Origin of the sequence: Bdellovibrio bacteriovorus (assembly GCF_001592755.1) — a bacterium.
GTDB classification, from domain to species: domain Bacteria; phylum Bdellovibrionota; class Bdellovibrionia; order Bdellovibrionales; family Bdellovibrionaceae; genus Bdellovibrio; species Bdellovibrio bacteriovorus_E.
Genome location: NZ_LUKF01000002.1, coordinates 103485 through 121367, shown reverse-complemented (window position 1 = coordinate 121367; position 17883 = coordinate 103485). Strand labels below are relative to the sequence as shown.

The following is a 17883-nucleotide window of genomic DNA, read 5'->3' as shown; positions in this document are numbered from 1 at the left end:
GAAATTAGCGGAGCGGAAGGTCGGCGTTCTGGGCTTCGTTTGTTTCCGTTGGTCTGGTTTTTTTTGGATTGATGTTGCTTCGTGGGGGTTGGCAAACTTTAATTTGGTTTGTGGGGTGATGGGGTATGGGTGAGCTTGAGTATTTAGAGAAGCTTTTGGGTGAAGAGTTTTTTTCTGAGCTTTGTAATACTGTGGGGGCTCTTTTGGGGCGTCAAGCTTCTGAGTTTACGGTAAGTGTTGCCCATCTTGATAAGAGTCCTAAAGTGCAGCCTCAGTCTGAAACCTATTCTGTGGAGCTTGCGGATGTGCTTTTTTATTTTAAGTTTCAGGATAATCAGCAGAACTTGGTGGAGGAAAGAGCTTACATTTTTCAGGTGAAGCAAGATGAGAATGAGTCGGGGGAGTCTACAGAAAGACAAAAGAGTCTTTTTCTTTGGCAGAAGTTGATTCGCGTAGATCAGCCTCGAGCCATTGATCCTCAAAAGCCGTGGCGGGATTTGCAAAATACGGCCGACATCCAGAAAAGTGGGTTTTGGTTTATGTTTCCCGCTAAAGAACATGTGAAAGCTTTGCAGAATATTTTCCTAGATGCGCCACCTTTACTCACTCACGTTGATGGACATAATCAGTTTCAGCCGCAGTTTGGTCTCCCAGAGTTCCTGTCGCAAATAATTGCGGGAAGCGCCGGAAGAACACTCCAATCCTCGGATGATTGGACTTACCTCATTCGCAATATTCTTGAGTACAAAAGAAAATACAGACATAAAAAACGTTTTGAAACTCGAGATGTGGGTTTCTTATTGGGCGAGTTTAAAGCATTAGGATTAAATAGGATCATTCGAAACCGCTTTGCCGCCAAACTGTGGGCTTGGTGGAACCACATAACGTCTTTTTGGAAGCCGCGGCCGACTGTTCTGATTGAGATCAGTGTTCGAAGTCCAGAGAGTATGAAAAATCTAGCGCTTGAAGTGAAAAAAAATCTTAAGAGTGCAAAAGCACAAAAAGATTAAAAGTGCTCCCAAGAGGCTCGTTAGGTTGCAAAGCACTGTCTTTTGAAACAGGCGCGTGTTTCTGTTTTAAAAGAAGATTTCGTATATGAGCGCTCCTTGCTTTGACTGTTTCTTGAAATTTAGTCATTCAGTTAAACAAAGAACAAACCGATTTTAAATACATGGAGCTTTTATTCACGTTTTGGTTTGCTCTTTTCATGTTTATTCCTGGGGTTGCACAGGCGGCGCCTCCTCTTTTGACCTATCAAGGCCGAATTTTAAAAAACTCCGGTCAGGCATTAGAATTCAACAACGTCAGTTTTAGTTTCGAAATTACAAGTCCTGATGGTCTTTGCGTGATTTACCGGGAACAAATCAATGGGATCAATATGGTTAACTCCGGAGGAGTTTTTGATTTGGCCATTGGCTCTGGTTCAAAACAATATCCCGGGAGTGCGAGTTTTAGCGTTATTGATACCTTTAACAATTCCGTCTCTAAAACTTGCGATGGTGGCGCCACCTATACACCGGCCCATGATGACGGCAGACGGCTTCGTGTAAGATTCCATGACGGTGATGGATGGAAGACAGTGTCACCCGATACTGTCATTCGTACTGTGCCTTACGCCGCTTTTGCCGGAAGCGCTTCAAAGTTAGGAAACTACACCGCTTCGGAATTCATCCTCAAAAATATTTTGCCCTTGTGTTCTGCGGGAACTTTTCTTTCATGGAATGGAACAGACTTAATTTGTGAAGGAATCAGCGGCGCCAATGGCGGCACAGTCACGAACGTGACTTCAGCCAATAGTTATCTTTCCGTTTCGAACAACACCTCAACACCTTTGTTAACATTGAAAGTCGGCACGACCGCGGGAACGGTGGCGGCAGGAGACGACGTAAGGCTTTCTGATGCTCGAGTACCAAAAGGTTCCGCTACAGGTGATTTAACAGGCAGTTATCCGTCACCACAGGTAGCAGGCTTGCAAGGCGTGCCGATCGCAAGTACAGCTCCTTCCTCAGGAAATTTTCTTAAACACAACGGAAGTCAGTGGGGGCCGGCAGCGATTAGCACGAATGATGTGACAGGCCTCGTGGCAACTCTCGGCTCGCTCATGACCCAATCTGCATTCAATGCGACGGTGGCTTCTGCAAACTGTTCCGCAACACAGACCCTCTACTGGAATTCGGTAACTGGCAGTTTTCAATGTCAAAACATCAATTTCGCTGTGACGTCTATTTCAGGAACTGCGGGACACATTGTCGTTACGAACTCGGGAACAACACCTGTTGTTTCTTTGGCTAACACGGCCGTCACCGCTGGAAGCTACGGCTCTAGCACCCAAGTGCCAGTGGTTACCGTGGATGCGCAAGGACGATTGACGGCCGCTTCGAGCGTGACAATTTCGGGTGTCGCTCCCGGTGGAGTCGCCGGCGGAGATTTGACTGGATCTTATCCTAACCCGTCGCTCACCAATACCGGAGTAACTGCTGGAACATTTCAGTCTGTGACAGTCGATGCGAAAGGAAGAGTGACTGCCGGCTCAAATCCGAGCACTCTTGCAGGGCACGGAATTACGGATGCCTTCGCTCTTGGTGGCAATACGGTAACCGGGACGGCCGTGTTAGGTTCCAACAGTTCGCACAATGTGGCATTCGAAACAGCCGGAGTCACACGCATGACTATTGATACTTCAGGAAGAGTCGGGATTGGTAACGCCTCTCCATCTCAGGCTCTGCATGTGAACGGAAATATTCGTGTCGATAATGGTTCAGCTGCGACATTGTATAATAGCGGAGGAATGATCTTTAGCGGTGTTCCGACGGCAGGCACACACACACCATATATATTTCGTCCGGGCTGGGGAACGGCAGGAAATCGACTGGCAACAGTCATCGTTCAAAACGCCGACGCTTCTGGCACTTTCACGGATTGTGTTCTGCTAGCTAGTTTCGGTCCTTCCTATTTCAATTGTGGTGCAGTCGGAATTGGTACAAGTACGCCTAGTTCTCAACTTGATGTTGTTGGTAGAATTCGCACCTCCTCACCCACTGGCACTTTCGGTGCATTTGAAATGTACAACAAGAACGCACCGGCAAATATGCGTTGGGCCGAGCTGTATTCTGATAGCAATGGTGTTGTGACTTTGCGTACTATGAATGATGCCTACACGGCGGGTGCAACAATTCTTCACGCGTATCGTAGTGCCGGAAGCGAAAGGATCAGCCATACGATATTAGATGGGAATGTCGGGATTAGCTTAACTCCCAGCTATAAGCTGCATGCAAATGGTGTCGTTGCGGGCGTCGGTGCTTACGTGAATGCTTCTGATAAAAGACTTAAGCGCAATGTAGTTCCTATTGAAGGGGCTCTTGGAAAAATTCTAGAATTGTCCGGAGTTTATTTTGACTGGAAACAAGATGAATTTCCTGAATGGAACTTTGGTCAGGTGCACGATATCGGGGTGATCGCCCAAGAAGTTGAAAAGGTTTTTCCAGAGGCGGTTTTAACTGACAAGAAAGGTTATAAATCGGTTGCTTATTCGAAGCTGGTTCCGCCTTTGATTGAAGCGACAAAAGAAATCCACGGGAAATGCGAACAGAGCGTGGCCCAAATTCAAAAACTTGAAAGTCAATTGAGTCACTTGCAAAGCGAAAACGAAGATCTTAAGCGTCGCCTGCTGGCGATTGAAAATAAGCTGAAATAAAAACTACGATGCCCTTTTCCTGGGCGCAGAGAAAAGGGGGGGTTATTTTTTTAATTCTTCTTTCGTCAGTGCCCAAATTTCCATATCGGTCCACTTGCCATTCACGTGCAGGCGTCGTTTGCTCACGCCTTCTTTACGTAAGCCCAAAGCTTTGGCGGTCTTGATGGATTTTTTATTTGCCGGAGAAATCCCGGCTTCTACGCGGTGAAGTTTTAGGTTTTTAAATGCCAATTGCATCACGGCTTTGCAAGCCTCTTGCGCGTAGCCATTTCCCCAATAGACGTTGAAGATTTGATATCCCAAGTAAGCGTTTTGGAAAATGCCGCGTGAGATATCCATCAAAGTGACTCGGCCCAAAAGAACGCCGTCGTCTTTGCGGAAGATGCCGAAAGAGTAAAACTCATCCGACTGTCTTTGTTTGTGTTGTTCTTTTAGAAGATCTTTGAATTTCTTTTTCGTGAGTTCGCTCTCATCCCAATTGGTTTCATCCCATTCATTTTGTGGGGGAAGAAGAGACGAGTAAGCTTGCGCCCAGTTTTCGTAATCGTAGTCTTCTAAGGGTCGGATGACTAAGCGCTTGGTTTTTTTATAAAGAGGCAGATCTATGGATTTCATTCTTGATCAGTCTAAGTGGCACACGATCTAAGTTGCAATAGTAATAGGATAAAGTGTGTTCACTGCGAACTGTGGCGTGGTGATCGTGGTGGCCCACCATCTTAATGGTGATATTCACATCTTTTTTCTTAGGAATCGCGATGGCTTTCGGGGTGCGGTAGTTGGTTTTTTTACCCTCGATCCAGATTTCAGCACCTTCTTGTTCAGAGACCACCATGCAAAGGCAGTGTGGAGCTTTATCAAATCCCAAAAGTTCTTTTAGATTTTTAAACCAAGCCATAACGCCCCCTAAATCGAAAAAGGGTTTAGCACGGCTTGGTTTTCAAGTTCTAGCGTTTTATTGAAAAACTGGACCTGTTTTTTAGTGAAGAGCGTGAGGAGCAATAAGGAAGAACTCAGGGATTTCGACGCTGAAGCTCTCTCCATTTTCGGCTACGAAGTAATAGCGACCTTGCATGCTGCCAGTTGACGCATTGAGCGGGCAGGCGCTGTCGTATTCGAAAGTTTGACCGGGTTGGATTTTTGGCTGCACACCGACAACTCCGGGGCCACGAACTTCTTCTTTTTTGCCTGATGAATCCGTGATGACCCAGTGGCGGCTCATCAATTGAGCAGGAACTTCGCCTTTGTTCGTGATCGCGATTTTATACGCGAAAAAGTGATAACCCTGCTCAGGACGTGATTCTGAGGGCACGTAGACCACTTTCGCGGAGATCTGAAAATCAGGAGTCGTTGTTTTTTGCATTGCCATAGTGAAATAAAGGATAAATTCGTCCTCGAAAAAGGTCAATGGGCGAACCTTTTAGATCTGCAATGTAGTGCGAAAATACAGTTATTTGAGAATGAGGTTCTCGATTTCAAACACAATGGGATTGTGATCCGAAGGAAAATGGGATTTTGCGTCCATAGTTCTTGGCACGTCTCTTTCCATGCCAAATTCATCTTTAAACTTATGAACATGGGCGGATCCGGGCTTGATCAACTTCTGCAAAGTCGGCGAAAGAAAGGCGAAGTCGATCTGTCGACCTTCCACGCGTTGGCCGTTGCGAACTTGATAAAAAGTTGCGCGGGCTTCGGCTGGCAACCCCATCACTTCAAAAATATCCTTCAGCGGAGTTTGGGTATAGATATCTTTGAATTCTTCATCTGTATTAATCAGGCTCGCGTTCCCGTTAAAATCTCCGGCCACTAAAATAGGGACGTCGGGATGAACGATTTCCAACTCCCGATAGATTTCTAGCAAAGTGCGAAGCTCGGCTTGGCGGCGTTCAAAGCCGTTCGGATCAATGCGCTCAGGATCCAAACGGGATTTTAAATGGGCGAGCAAAATAATTAAAAACGGCTTTTCTTTATCATTTTTAAAAAGGCGCAGCTCCGCAACGTCGCGAGAAAAGCGATGGCTGGTGGTGACCTTGCCGCCTTTGACCGGGTAGCCGTGTTGCAGGCTTTGTCTTTCGTGCGGATAAAGATAATTGATCGGGCGGTTTTTATTGGATTGAAGATCAAAGTAAAACGGAGAGTTTTTGCGGATTAAAAAACCCACGTCGATATTGCGTTCTGAGTTTCCTTCAATCAAACAAGGCGAATAGGCCTCATCCATAAAGAGAAGGTTGAAGTTTTTTAAGGACTCAAAACCTCCGACTTCGCACAGCATAACGATGTCGGCATTGATCTCTTTCAAAGCTTTGGCGATGTCTTCGGTCTTCTTAAGTGATTTATTTTCGTAAACGGAAGTGGAAAGACGCTGCCACTGAGTCTCTTTCAAATCCAGAACCTCTTTCCCTGGTGTTCCGTCGAACATCAAAAAGAGGTTCTCTGCATTGAGTAAGCATAATTTTAAATTTGTGGTCTCAGTCCACGTCATATTATGATTTTACGGAATTTTTCGTCGTAATCACAAACTAAAAGTGAGGAAATACAGTGGCTAAGAAATCCGCCCCTTCAAAAACATCGAATAAGCTTCAATTCCGTTCTTGGATTGAAACTTTCGATATCGGCAAAGAACTTAAAGTAAAGAATGAATTGACAGGCTTTGTCTATTTCTTGGGCGTCGATGATACGGCGAAGTTTACTTCGTGGGTTAAGCAGCATGCTTTGGACTGGCAGGCTTCGTCTTTGAAACAAAATGAGAAAGACCTCGTGTATTTTGTAGGGCAGCAGGGACCGGTTTGGATTCTTCGCTCTCGCAAGAAGAACTCAGTTGGCCACGACGGTTTGATTGATGAATCTGGCTACACATGGGCTCGCGATCAATTTGGTTCTTTAGTCGCTCACTTTAAAGCGCATCACTTAAGCGCCGTGCAAATTGAGTTCCACGGAACTGAAGAGGATCAAGATTTGGGAGCTTTGGTCGGCATGGACATGGCGACTTATAACTTCCGTCAGTTCGTTGACGGCAAGCAGTTGGCTGATCTTCCAAAGGTCTCTTTAAGAAAAACTTTGGGAAGCTTTGATAAAAACACGGTGAAAGAAGCCATGATCCGTGCACGCGCGGTGAACTTGGCTCGTCACTTAGTGAACTTGCCACCGAATGATTTAAACCCAGAGTCTTTTGCCGAAATCGCGGCAAAAAAACTTTCGTTCCCCTCCACTTTGAAAGTGGCGATCTGGGATACGAAGAAATTGGTTCAAGAAAAAATGGGTCTGCATGTGGGAGTAGGACAAGGTGCTGAACACGGCCCTTGCATGGTTCACCTTAAATACCGTCCGGCTAAAAAATCAAAACTAAAACCTATCGCCTTTGTTGGTAAAGGTATCACTTTCGATACCGGTGGTTTGGATATTAAACCTTCTTCCGCAATGCGCTTGATGAAAAAAGACATGGGTGGGGCGGCGAGTGTCATCGGTCTGGCTTTGTGGGTGGCAGAAAGTGCTTACCCAGGTCCAGTGGATTTTTATTTGGCTTTGGCTGAAAATGCGGTGGACGGAAAGTCATTCCGTCCAAGTGATGTCATCACCGCTCGCAACGGACTTCGCGTCGAAATTGACAACACCGATGCCGAAGGGCGTTTGGTGCTTGCCGATGTTCTTGATGTGGCTTGCACCGTGAAAGGTGCTGACGAACCAGAATACGTTATTGACGTGGCGACATTGACGGGCGCAATCAAAGTAGGATTGGGTGCTGAGATTGCCGGTCTTTTCTCGAACGATGATGAACTAGCAACCGCCATCACTCGTGCCGGTCAAAGAGCAGGTGATTTGAACTGGCGCATGCCTTTGTTTGATAAGTACTTCGGTGACTTGTCTTCGCCATTTGCGGATTTCAAAAACTCAGGTGGCGGATTCGGAGGAGCTATCACGGCTGCCTTGTTCTTACAAAAATTCGTACGTGGAAAAAAATGGGCTCACTTAGACGTCTACGCATGGTCGGATAAAGCTCAAGGTGCTTTGACTTCCAGCGGAGGGAGCGGACAACCTGTGCAGTGTTTGATTGAATTTTTACGGAACAGGACCCAAGAGTAGAATTACCAAAAAAGCCCCTGAAGAAGGGGCTTTTTTATTGGAACACATGATTACAATTTGTTAGGAATTCGTCTTTATAACGTTTGTGAGGTTTACTTAAATTGAGTATAAGCCGATCAACTTTATAATGTTTAGGCTTCTTGATTTTATCTACAACATTGAGATCATCTTCGGGATTGTTTTCATCTCTTCGACAATTATCGTGGGCTATGTGATCTATGAACACAAAGCCCGTCGCAAAAAAGGTCTGAATTAAAATTTCTTATTTCTTATAGCCGAAAAGCTGTTTTGCTTTGATCAGGTCACGCACGCTTGCGGGAACCAGATTTTCCCACGCCGGATTCCCAGCTTCGATCATCTTCATCACGTCGATAGAGTGCAGATAATCTGCCGTCTCATCACAGCCAGAAATATCCACGATTTGCTTATTCTCTGAAAAGTAAGCATAGATATGGCGAAGGTGCGGAGCCGGAAAAAAGCTCTTCGTCGTTAAACACACCTGCGATGTTTTATGCGGATAAATATAAACCTTGGTTTTCTGCTCAAGCAGTTTGCCAAGGCCTTCTAAGAGACCGCCTTCTAAATTCTTGTAGTGATCTTCCGTGAAAAGCTTTTCTAAATGTGTGGCGCCTACAACCAACGCCATAAAGTGCGAGTTGTAACGACGGATGAATCTTTTTAAGTTATAGAACAGGAAGAAGTTCGAAATCAAAACGTGAAAACCCAGACTCGTCAAAGTTTCAACACGGTCCAAGAAGTCTTTTTCGTTAAGGTGACCGTCCATCTGCAGATTGTGCATGGTCAGTTCCATCATCGGCAGGACATCTAAATCTTTGCCTTCGCTCAAGCGCACATCGCCCTTCATTTGCGCCAGACCTTTTTGGAAGACATCCAGGTGAGTGGAAGTGACGGGACGGAAGGTGCCTCGTTGAATCAACAAAGACTTTCCGTAAATCGCGTCAGAAACATTCAGGATCTCATTCTGTGGAGAGAATAAAATCGCCTCTGCAAGCTTACGACGGACAAGTTCTAAGTTCATCAAACGCACATCAAAGTGCTTTAAGGCAGGACCATTGAATTTAATAACGTCGATGATGATCTGACCTTCTTTAAGTCCTTCCACTAGATGCGGAATGAACTCTGTCACTTTCTCAATACCATAGAAGGCACAATTCAAAAGATTCACACCCAGAACACCCAGGGCTTCTTGCTGTTGCAAGCGATGGCGATCCAACATGCGAACATGCAAGATGATATCGTTGGAAGGACCGTTAGGCTTTGTTTGAAAACGCACACCCATCCAGCCGTGAGACTGTTTGTTGCTTCCAGAAGAAGCCGTGGCGACGGTGTTAGCGAAAGAAAAGAAACAGGTGTTTTTACCGCGGGTCTCTGCCAAACGATCCACTAAAAGATCGTACTCGTGACCTAACATTTTTTGCAGACGGGATTCACAGACATAACGTCCGTTGGCTTCGCGACCATAGATATCATCACTGACAATCATGTCGTAAGCAGAGATCGTCTTGGCAATAGTTTGCGAAGCTTTTCCAGCTTGAAAGAAGTGACGAGCAACTTCCTGACCCGCGCCGATTTCTGCAAAAGCCCCGTAGCGACTCAGGTCTTTATTTATTTTTAGCGCTTTACCTAAAGTGGTTTCTACCGCCGGAGCTTCAGACATTATTTCTTTTCTCCTTCGGGCTTGCTATCGGCTTTCACCCAACCTGTGATGGCTAAGCTCATCGCTTTTTCAATCGGCATATCCAGTGGAGTCAGGCGAGAGCGAGGCACCATCAAAGTGAATCCCCCTAAACCATAACTCATCGGGATGTAAACCGCGATGCGATCATCGGCGTTTTGTTCAATAGCAGGAACGTCACGGAAGTTTTCACGAGTCACTAAGCCCAAAGCACGAATGCCAGTGTCTCCCAGGTCGACCAAGACAACCTTTTGCAGGCCACCCGGTCCGCCACCTTTAGAAAACAGATTCATTAGATCGCGCAGGGGAGAGTAGATTGCTTTGATAAAAGGAACTTGCGTCAGTCGCTGTTCCATCTTGGAAAAGATACCACCTGCAAGAAGGTTGTTCAGCATCAAGCCCAATAAGAAAATCAGAAGAACAGTGAGCAAGAAACCCAAACCAGGAATGTAAATGGGAAGAACTTGGCGAAGAGCATCTCCTAAGAAGCTATCGACAATAGCAATACCGGCGTAGATGATGTAGATCGTCAGCGCAATCGGTAAGAAAGTCACAAGACCTTGCAAGAAGATTTTCTGAAGTTGTTTCATAGCTGGATGTCCCGTCTTTGTTCGCGTATCGGTTCAATTTAAATATCAGCTAAGTCGAGGCTCTTCAAGACCTTGCGCATTCTCATAATGAGACAGCTTTTTCACTAAACAACCCCCGACTTCCGACCGACAAGAAGAGGGTCAAAGGAGAACCGGTGAAACGGATTCTAGGCGGTCTATTTATTTCTTACAGTCTTCTGAGCTCTGCGGCATTTGCGCAGAACGAACCTAGGGTTGTTCCTGGGGAGTACCTTATTAAATTTAAGGCCTCTTCAGGGGGGGCTGCGATTGCCCAAACAAAGCTTTTAGGTAAGGCTTCGATGAAGGCCAGCTTCCCGGGCTTGGACATCATGCAAGTCACGATGAAGTCGGGTGCCGAGGAAAAAACCAACTTTGAGGCCCTGAAAAATGACCCCGATGTCGAGTACATCGAGCCCAACTATATTTTGGATAAAACAGAAATCACTCCGAACGAACCTGTTGAGCGTTTGACTTATGAGCAATTCGCCCACAGCAGTTTTGCGGCGACGGATTCAAATGTCTATTCGCAGTCCGATGCTTCAACGGGCATCGCCCGTTCGTGGCCCCTTCTTTCACCTTTGAGTGCACAAAATGGCAAAGTCGTCGTGGCGGTCGTGGATACGGGGCTTGATAGATACCATGATGTCTTTAAGCCTTATGGCTCTGGTGGAACAGGTGCTTTGTGGGTGAATCCGGTAGAAGCGGCCGGCACTCCAGGTGTTGACGATGACCAAAATGGTTATGTCGACGACGTCAATGGCTGGAATTTCATTACTAACAACAGCAACTTTATGGATGATGACGATCACGGAACTCACGTTGCGGGTATTGTCGTCGGTACCGGCCAAAATATTTTCGCTCGTCCATTGCAGGAATCTAAAATCCAAATCATGCCTTTGAAATTCTTGGGCGCGGATGGATCGGGTTCTACGTCAAATGCGATTCGCGCGATTTATTACGCTATTAATAATGGCGCGCGCGTGATTAATAACTCTTGGGGTGGTGGTAATTACAGCCGTGCCCTTCATGATGCAATCACGTATGCCTATGACCGTCGTGTGCTTGTGGTGTCTGCCGCTGGTAACTACGGAAACAATAACGATGCGAAGCCGATGTATCCGGCGAACTATGATGTTCCAAGCAATATCTCGATTGCCTCTTCAACACGTTTTGATGATCTTTCGGGATTTTCAAACTATGGCGCTTCGACAGTTCATATCGCCAGTCCGGGTGAGTATATTGAAAGTACAGTCCCTGGTAATACGACCATTAAAATGTCAGGAACAAGTATGGCAGCTCCGTTTGTAGCGGGTGTTGCGGCGTTGGCTTTCCGTGAGGCCCCGTCCTTGTCGGGCTACCAAATGAAGCAATTGATTTTGGGAACGAGTGCGGCGAATAGTTACCTGAATAATTTCGTCTACACGAGTGCTCGGATTGATGCTTATGAAATGATCCGCACTTCTCAGCAAATGGCGACGACATCTTCCGTGCAACCTGACTACAAGCCTTATTATCTTACAGAGCAAGCGTCTTCGTCTCCGGGCGGTGGTGGTGCGGGTTGTGGTTTGGTGAAAGCCGTCACACAAAACGGTCCTGGCTCGGGTCAAGGTGGTGGAGCGGGTGCTATTGCGGTGGTGATCGGTCTTTTGATGGCGCCACTGGCTTTCTGGCAAGTGTTGCGATCTCGTGATCCAAAAAATAAACGTAAATATGATCGCTTTAAAATGAGTTCTGAAATCCGCGTGATGGTCGGAGACCGCGAACTCGTCGGTAATGTGAACACGATCTCTGAAGGTGGTTTGTCATTCAACGCCGATGCGGCCCTTGATAAAGGTGGTATCGTCACGATGCGAATCCAAAGTCCAGATGGCCATGAAGTCATCGAGGTGCAAGGTCAAGTCGTGTGGAGCGAGAAGAACCAAGCCTACGGTGTTCAGTTCGCCAACGCGAAACAGGGAACTCTGGCTATGATCCGCGATTGGACATCAGGTCTGATCAAGACTTAATCTAAGAACTTAATTCAAAAACAAAAAAGGCTTCGTGCAATCACGAAGCCTTTTTCTTTTTTCATTTTCAAACTTATTAAAGCAGAACACCTGTTAAGAATAAACTTGCCGCCGTGAAATAGATCACAAGTCCCGTGACGTCGACAAGAGTCGCAACCGCAGGAGCTGAAGCCGAAGCGGGGTCAAATCCCACTTTCTTAAGAATGAAGGGAAGCATGGATCCTGAAATCGTTCCCCATAAAACAACCCCCACAACCGAAGCCGCCACTGTCGCTGCGACCAGCATGTAGTGAGCCGTGTAAAGACTTTCGCGGTTAGGCCAAAGCAGAATACGAATAAAACCAATCGCACCTAAGAGCAGACCTAGTGTTAAGCCTGTCAGAACTTCACGGCCTAGAACGCGCCACCAGTCACGACCGCGCACCTCACCCAAGGCAATGGCACGAATCACCAGAGTGGAGGCTTGAGAGCCCGAGTTACCACCAGAAGAAATAATCAATGGAATGAACATAGAAAGAACAACGGCTTTCGCCAGCTCATCTTCGTAATAAGCCATGGCCGTCGCAGTGAACATTTCACCTAAGAAGAGAATCAAAAGCCAACCGCCGCGCTTTTTAATCATCTCTAGCATCGAGATTTTTAAATAAGGCGCATCCAGGGTTTCAACCCCCCCGAGCTTATGGATATCTTCTGTCGCTTCTTCTTGAATCGCTGTCGCCACGTCATCGAACGTAACGATACCTTTCATGATGCCATTTTCATCTACAACCGGAACGGCCATCAAATCTTGCTGAGAGAAAATACGACCGATCTGCTCCTGATCCATCTCAACCGGAACTTTCAAAACATCGGTGTGCATGATTTCAGAAATACGCTTGCCCGGAGTCGCTGAAAACAATTCGCGGAAAGAAACCACGCCCAAAAGTTTTTGATCTGAGTCTAAAACATAGGCGTAATAAATCGTCTCGACGTGAGTTTTCGCCTGAATGCGGATGTAAGTGATGGCTTCATCGACCGTCATGTCGGGGCGAAGACGAACGAAACGAGAACTCATCAGTCCCCCGGCCGCGTCTTCTGCATAAGCCAGAAGGGCCGTCACTTCGCGTTTTGTCTGAGGATCTAAAAGAGCTAGAAGTTCGTCACGGTAATCAGAACCCATCTCCTGGATCAAATCGGCCACGTCATCCGGGGCGAGAAGGCGAATCCAAGAACGTTTTTCAAGGGGAGCCGCTTCCATGATCAGTTCGGCCTGGTCATGGGTCTTAAGGCTTAGAAACAACTCTTCGGCTTCGGTGCGCGGCAGTTCTTTGAACTTTTCACGACGTTCATCGGGGCTCAATGCTGACCACGTGTCGGTCAGACTCATGAGGGAGTCCTGCTCCTGGATTTCGTCGTGTGCTTGGTTGTTGTCTTCCATCACCGCGCTCCGCTAGTTGCAAAATAAATCTGTGTCCGACAAATACCCCTTTTCATCGGAAGCCGCAAACTTATTTTTTAGACCAGTTCTGCTTTTTTAAAGCGAGGAAGCACTTCTTCTGTCGGTCCCAAGGCGACGATCTCGCCATTCTGCAACCATAATATGCGATCACACTTCGCTAAAGTCGAAAGACGGTGGGCAATGATCAATTGTGTGCGATCCGAGAAAAATTCTTCCGTCGCTTTCACTAAGATCTCTTCGGACTGTGGATCCACAGAGCTTGTCGCCTCATCCATGATCACAATCGGAGATTCCTGCAAAAGGCAGCGAGCCATACATAATAATTGGCGCTCACCCAATGATAGATTCTTCCCGCGCTCTTCAATACGCATCAGAAGGCCTTCAGGGTGTGACCTGAGCCAATCCCCCAGACCTACTTGCTCAATGACTTGAATCAGACGTTCATCAGGCAAAGTGTCTTTGATATCCAAATTAAAGCGCAAGCTTCCTTGGAAAAGAATCGGTTCCTGCGCGATGAAGGCCATGGATTGACGATAAAGATTCAGATCCACACCCGTGGCATCTTCGTTGAATTTTGGAAGATGTTCGTTGATGGAGATATGACCTTTATCGACGGGATAAAGATAAAAAAGAGCCTGAATCAAGCTGGACTTCCCAGATCCTGTGCGACCCACGATGCCCAAGCGTTCACCGGCTTTCACCTCAAAGTTTACGCCCTTAAGAACCCACGGCAGATCTTCGCGATATCTAAACCACACATCTTTGACTTGCACCGAGGCGCTGCGATCCTCTGTCAAACGACGGTTGTGCAGATATTTTTCAACCGACTCCGAGTATACGGGGTGACCTGTCGCAAACTTCGCCGAAGCGGGCAGATGGCTGCCATTTTCAATTTGCATGCGCATGTATTGATCAAGACGTTCCACACCGATCATGGCTTCTTCAAACTGAGTCAACCACTCAAAAAACATTTGAACGGTATTTCCCGATAAAGCAATAAAGCTGAAGGCCACACCGACAGAGCCCACCGTGGCCCAACCTTTTTCCACCATGAAGTAAGCCGACACACCCGTCACTAAAAGCAGGAGTGCTGTTAAACTGTTCATTTGGAATGAAAAGCTGATCAAGTGCTTTGTCGTATTCATTTTTTGTGTCAGGAAATAGCGATCCAAACGCTCAAAGCGTTCGGCGAAGGATTTCTGACGGCGGAAAGAGCGAATGGTGCTTGCTCCTTGAGTGGTTTCTGCGAAATGCGCAATGCTCGGGGAGCGGCTGGCAGAAAGCTCACGTCGAGAGGTGCGCAATTTTTGCTGATTTAGTTTATAAACCAAGAAGTTCATCACGCCGATGAAAAGCACAAAGACCAGGTAAATCGGGTTTGCGACCGTGATTAAAATCACCATCATACTTAGATCAAAAATGATGGAAATAAACTCGGCTAGGGGACCACCGAATAAACGGAAGATGTTCCCATAGTCGCTAGAAAAGCGCGTGATGATACGGCCCGCCGGTGTGTTATCAAAAAAACTCATCGGCAGGCGAGACGTTCTTAACGTCACTTCGTCATAGAAACTTGAAATGGCTTGCGCCGACAGCCTTGAAAAACCCACGCGGAAAAGCAAGGTCATTAAAAAACCACTGATCGCCATCACTCCTAAAAGAATGATAAACTGTTGCGAGGTAAAGCCGGTCAAGGGCGTTTCTTTTCCAACAAGATTATCCACCCAATAACCGATAACGTTGGTGTTGGCTAATAAAAGGCCGCGACCGATAAATCCGACCCCCATGCACAAAAGAATGCGGGTTAAGAAAGGTCCATAAGCAAAGCGCAAAGTTTCAAAGAGGCTTTGGCTGTAGCCGCCTTCTTTGCGAACTTCGCCGTCAGAAAGATATTTGGCTTTCACCGCGGGGTTCGTCACTTTTCTTTTAGACATGACTCACCTCCGTCTTTTGCGTGGCCTCTTTGGCGACGGTCGTAGTGTATTCACGGAACTTTTGATTTCTTCCTAAAAGCTCCTCAAAAGTTCCAGAGTCGACGATCTGTCCTTCTTCCATAAATAAAATGCGATCCACCTGATGAAGGGCGCTCAAACGGTGCGTGACTAAAAGGCGAGTGCGCCCGGCCCAAGCGCCTAATAAAAGCTGTTCGAAAAGTTTTTGTTCCGTGTCGACGTCCACCGCACTAAGGCAGTCATCTAAAAGCAACACGGGGGCTTTATGAAAGTGCACACGCGCCAAACCCACACGCTGTCTTTGACCGCCTGAAAGATTCACGCCACGCTCGCCAATTTCTGTGGCTAAACCTTTTTCAACACGCTCAGTATTTAAATCAAATTGCGCGAGCTTTAAGGATTCTTCGATCATCGGATCGCGTTCGGGCTCGATGTCATAAATAAAGGCCACGTTTTCACGCAATGTCGCATTCATAATGAAGCCTTCTTGCGGAACATAGGCATATTGTGCGCGCACTTCGTCTAAAGTCATCTCCAGCGCATTTTTTTCGCCGAAGTGATAAGATTCAAAGCTTGCTCCCGTTTCGCGCAGTAAAGAAAGTAGCAGCATGGATTTCCCGGCACCCACTTCTCCCACGACCGCGACGAATTCGCCATGTTTTACATCGAGATTGATGTTTTTCAGAATGCGTTTGCCGCTGATAGAAAGATTTAAGTTACGAACTTGCAGAGCAAATTTTTCTTCGCGTTTTCTTTCTTGTTTCGAAAGCTCTTTTTCGCCATTGGTTTCATTGTTTTTCGTCGAAAGAAAATCTTCCAGACGTTTTAGCGAGGTCCAAGAATCAAAAGCGAAAGTGAAGAACCAAGGCATTTGGCGGAAGGGACGAGTCAAGAAAACGCCGACAATCCAAAGTAGAGCCAAAAGCTCGCCACTGGTCATTTGGTGTTTTGTATAAAGCACCAAAGATCCCAAAGCCACGACGTTTAAGAAAAACGTAATCGAAGACGAAATCGAGTTCATGATCTGACCATTCGTCACCATCAAGACACGATTGCGTGTTTCCACTTCACGTTTGACAAAAATATTAGCTTCAAAATGACGAATCCAACCTAGGATGCGGATCGTACGAATATTTTGAATCCATTCATTCACCAAGCCAATGCGTTCTGCCGCCAGCTGTTTAAAATTAAAAAAGAATTTCGATTGGCGAAAGGCCATAAAGGTATTCAGTGTGGCAATAGCAAACATCAAAAGAACCGTAGGCCAGATCGGAACATCAAAAAGAATGGAGATCGCAAACGGCGCCAAGATCAATGGAAAGAGCGTAGAAGCTCCCGCTGGCAATGTTTGATCTAAAAACACGGTCGCCCCTTGGACGTCCGTGGCATACAACGAGACGATTTCCCCGACAGGCTTGCCGCTCATAGTATCGACACGCAAGTGCAGCGTCTTTTCGTAAAGTCTTTGGGCAAAGATTTTTTGCATGTACAAAGATTCTCGAATGCTTAAATAGTTTGTCAGCTGTGAGAACGCCTGCGCAATCAATACGCAGAAGAATGCACCCAGCACGTAGGTGAGGGGATTAGAAAAATCGACAAGATGCAAATGCCCTTGCTGTCCCGTCAGTTGGTCAATGAATTCTTTTTGAAAGAAAGGGCCTAATAGTCCAAACACCGCACCAAAAAGGGACGTGATAAGAATCAAAACTCGCGCATAGAAGCGAGTGAATACGACCTGATAAAAGAGTGACTTCATGATGCATCGTCCCTAAACCAGCCCGTGATACTCAGGCGTGGTTGAAAGCTCTTCTCGACTTGATGAGGGAAGAGGTCACTGCGGAAAAGAACAAAAGTGCCAAGCACAGGCTCGATCTGAGTGATCAGAATATTTTCCTGATCAGGCTGATAGAGACTCAACTCGCCACCGTATCCCTTTTGCCAGCTTTCATTAAGGTAGAGAATGAAAGTGATCTTTCTTGCTCCAGAACCTCGATGATTATCGATATGCTTATCATAGCCCGCCCCCGGTGGGTAGAGAGCAAAATGCGTTTCGTACCTTTTCAATCCTAAGTAAAAATCCTGATTAAGCTTTTGTAAAAGCAGCTGCAGATTTGACAAAAAATCTTTTTGCAAAGAAGTCGCCTGGGCTTCTTCAATCCACAGTGTGAAATCGCCTCGAATTTCCGTGTGAACTGTCTTTGTAGCTCCGCGTCCGATAGAAGCTTTGTGAAAGGCGCCGTCAGAGTGAAGCTTTTGACACTCGTGGGCAAGGTTTTGGCAGAATTCTCGAGTGAAAACAGTGGATGAAACAGCCCAGTTATTCTGTGCTAAATCATCAAACATTCTTTCTAGATTTATGAGATTGATTTGATTCTGTGCCAAAGTGTTGCCATTCTATGCATGTGAGGG

At 46.5% G+C, this 17883-nt stretch carries 15 protein-coding genes; 5 read left to right on the top strand and 10 right to left on the bottom strand.

Features of this window, described 5'->3' with window-relative positions; genetic code table 11:
* Window positions 1-125: 125 nt before the first annotated feature.
* The gene (locus tag AZI85_RS03380) at window positions 126-1010 is read left to right on the top strand and encodes a hypothetical protein (protein WP_063242757.1); all 885 of its coding nucleotides are present in this window, start codon (window positions 126-128) and stop codon (window positions 1008-1010) included.
* 161 nt (window positions 1011-1171) lie between these two features.
* Window positions 1172-3694, top strand: coding sequence for a tail fiber domain-containing protein (locus tag AZI85_RS03375; protein ID WP_063242756.1), 2523 nt, complete (start codon window positions 1172-1174; stop codon window positions 3692-3694).
* 42 nt (window positions 3695-3736) lie between these two features.
* Here AZI85_RS03375 and AZI85_RS03370 read toward each other — a convergent pair whose 3' ends face one another.
* The 4 genes from AZI85_RS03370 to AZI85_RS03355 all read right to left on the bottom strand — a co-directional run bounded on the left by AZI85_RS03370 (window position 3737) and on the right by AZI85_RS03355 (window position 6110).
* Window positions 3737-4309 (bottom strand): GNAT family N-acetyltransferase, encoded by a 573-nt coding sequence (locus AZI85_RS03370; RefSeq protein ID WP_063242755.1) that lies wholly within the window; start codon window positions 4307-4309, stop codon window positions 3737-3739.
* On the bottom strand, window positions 4281-4589 hold the full coding sequence (locus tag AZI85_RS03365; RefSeq protein WP_063242754.1) for a hypothetical protein: 309 nt from the start codon (window positions 4587-4589) through the stop codon (window positions 4281-4283). The genes AZI85_RS03370 and AZI85_RS03365 overlap by 29 nt, the downstream gene beginning before the upstream one ends.
* A gap of 81 nt (window positions 4590-4670) precedes the next feature.
* Window positions 4671-5060: a Co2+/Mg2+ efflux protein ApaG gene (apaG, locus tag AZI85_RS03360; RefSeq protein ID WP_063242753.1), complete on the bottom strand. Its 390-nt coding sequence runs from the start codon at window positions 5058-5060 to the stop codon at window positions 4671-4673.
* A gap of 81 nt (window positions 5061-5141) precedes the next feature.
* On the bottom strand, window positions 5142-6110 hold the full coding sequence (locus tag AZI85_RS03355; RefSeq protein WP_253720818.1) for an endonuclease/exonuclease/phosphatase family protein: 969 nt from the start codon (window positions 6108-6110) through the stop codon (window positions 5142-5144).
* Between the two features lie 119 nt (window positions 6111-6229).
* Here AZI85_RS03355 and AZI85_RS03350 point away from each other — a divergent pair, with 119 nt between their 5' ends.
* On the top strand, window positions 6230-7771 hold the full coding sequence (locus AZI85_RS03350) for a leucyl aminopeptidase family protein (protein WP_063242751.1): 1542 nt from the start codon (window positions 6230-6232) through the stop codon (window positions 7769-7771).
* Between the two features lie 127 nt (window positions 7772-7898).
* The gene (locus AZI85_RS17920) at window positions 7899-8027 is read left to right on the top strand and encodes a hypothetical protein (RefSeq protein ID WP_301335683.1); all 129 of its coding nucleotides are present in this window, start codon (window positions 7899-7901) and stop codon (window positions 8025-8027) included.
* Window positions 8028-8033: 6 nt separating this feature from the next.
* Here AZI85_RS17920 and AZI85_RS03345 read toward each other — a convergent pair whose 3' ends face one another.
* Both AZI85_RS03345 and AZI85_RS03340 read right to left on the bottom strand, forming a co-directional pair.
* The gene (locus AZI85_RS03345; RefSeq protein ID WP_063242750.1) at window positions 8034-9449 is read right to left on the bottom strand and encodes a hypothetical protein; all 1416 of its coding nucleotides are present in this window, start codon (window positions 9447-9449) and stop codon (window positions 8034-8036) included.
* The gene (locus tag AZI85_RS03340) at window positions 9449-10057 is read right to left on the bottom strand and encodes a DUF502 domain-containing protein (protein ID WP_063242749.1); all 609 of its coding nucleotides are present in this window, start codon (window positions 10055-10057) and stop codon (window positions 9449-9451) included. Before AZI85_RS03340 ends, AZI85_RS03345 begins: the two co-directional genes overlap by 1 nt.
* Before the next feature lie 155 nt (window positions 10058-10212).
* On the opposite strand from AZI85_RS03340, the gene AZI85_RS03335 reads away from it, so the two are divergent.
* On the top strand, window positions 10213-12084 hold the full coding sequence (locus AZI85_RS03335) for a S8 family serine peptidase (protein ID WP_063242748.1): 1872 nt from the start codon (window positions 10213-10215) through the stop codon (window positions 12082-12084).
* A gap of 76 nt (window positions 12085-12160) precedes the next feature.
* Here AZI85_RS03335 and mgtE read toward each other — a convergent pair whose 3' ends face one another.
* The 4 genes from mgtE to AZI85_RS03315 all read right to left on the bottom strand — a co-directional run bounded on the left by mgtE (window position 12161) and on the right by AZI85_RS03315 (window position 17856).
* On the bottom strand, window positions 12161-13501 hold the full coding sequence (gene mgtE / locus AZI85_RS03330) for a magnesium transporter (protein WP_063204498.1): 1341 nt from the start codon (window positions 13499-13501) through the stop codon (window positions 12161-12163).
* 77 nt (window positions 13502-13578) lie between these two features.
* Window positions 13579-15456: an ABC transporter ATP-binding protein gene (locus tag AZI85_RS03325; protein WP_253720817.1), complete on the bottom strand. Its 1878-nt coding sequence runs from the start codon at window positions 15454-15456 to the stop codon at window positions 13579-13581.
* Entirely contained in the window at window positions 15449-17230 is a 1782-nt protein-coding gene (locus tag AZI85_RS03320) for an ABC transporter ATP-binding protein (protein WP_063242747.1), read from the bottom strand. Before AZI85_RS03320 ends, AZI85_RS03325 begins: the two co-directional genes overlap by 8 nt.
* On the bottom strand, window positions 17227-17856 hold the full coding sequence (locus AZI85_RS03315) for a 2OG-Fe(II) oxygenase (RefSeq protein ID WP_155723908.1): 630 nt from the start codon (window positions 17854-17856) through the stop codon (window positions 17227-17229). Before AZI85_RS03315 ends, AZI85_RS03320 begins: the two co-directional genes overlap by 4 nt.
* Window positions 17857-17883: the final 27 nt, after the last annotated feature.

What these genes read in the sequence shown, in the direction of transcription:
- AZI85_RS03380 (WP_063242757.1), top strand. Translation starts at nt 126, where the DNA reads ATGGGTGAGCTTGAGTATTTAGAGAAGCTTTTGGGTGAAGAGTTTTTT.
- AZI85_RS03375 (WP_063242756.1), top strand. Translation starts at nt 1,172, where the DNA reads ATGGAGCTTTTATTCACGTTTTGGTTTGCTCTTTTCATGTTTATTCCT.
- AZI85_RS03370 (WP_063242755.1), bottom strand. Translation starts at nt 4,309, where the DNA reads ATGAAATCCATAGATCTGCCTCTTTATAAAAAAACCAAGCGCTTAGTC.
- AZI85_RS03365 (WP_063242754.1), bottom strand. Translation starts at nt 4,589, where the DNA reads ATGGCTTGGTTTAAAAATCTAAAAGAACTTTTGGGATTTGATAAAGCT.
- apaG (WP_063242753.1), bottom strand. Translation starts at nt 5,060, where the DNA reads ATGGCAATGCAAAAAACAACGACTCCTGATTTTCAGATCTCCGCGAAA.
- AZI85_RS03355 (WP_253720818.1), bottom strand. Translation starts at nt 6,110, where the DNA reads ATGTTCGACGGAACACCAGGGAAAGAGGTTCTGGATTTGAAAGAGACT.
- AZI85_RS17920 (WP_301335683.1), top strand. Translation starts at nt 7,899, where the DNA reads ATGTTTAGGCTTCTTGATTTTATCTACAACATTGAGATCATCTTCGGG.
- AZI85_RS03345 (WP_063242750.1), bottom strand. Translation starts at nt 9,449, where the DNA reads ATGTCTGAAGCTCCGGCGGTAGAAACCACTTTAGGTAAAGCGCTAAAA.
- AZI85_RS03340 (WP_063242749.1), bottom strand. Translation starts at nt 10,057, where the DNA reads ATGAAACAACTTCAGAAAATCTTCTTGCAAGGTCTTGTGACTTTCTTA.
- mgtE (WP_063204498.1), bottom strand. Translation starts at nt 13,501, where the DNA reads ATGGAAGACAACAACCAAGCACACGACGAAATCCAGGAGCAGGACTCC.
- AZI85_RS03325 (WP_253720817.1), bottom strand. Translation starts at nt 15,456, where the DNA reads ATGTCTAAAAGAAAAGTGACGAACCCCGCGGTGAAAGCCAAATATCTT.
- AZI85_RS03320 (WP_063242747.1), bottom strand. Translation starts at nt 17,230, where the DNA reads ATGAAGTCACTCTTTTATCAGGTCGTATTCACTCGCTTCTATGCGCGA.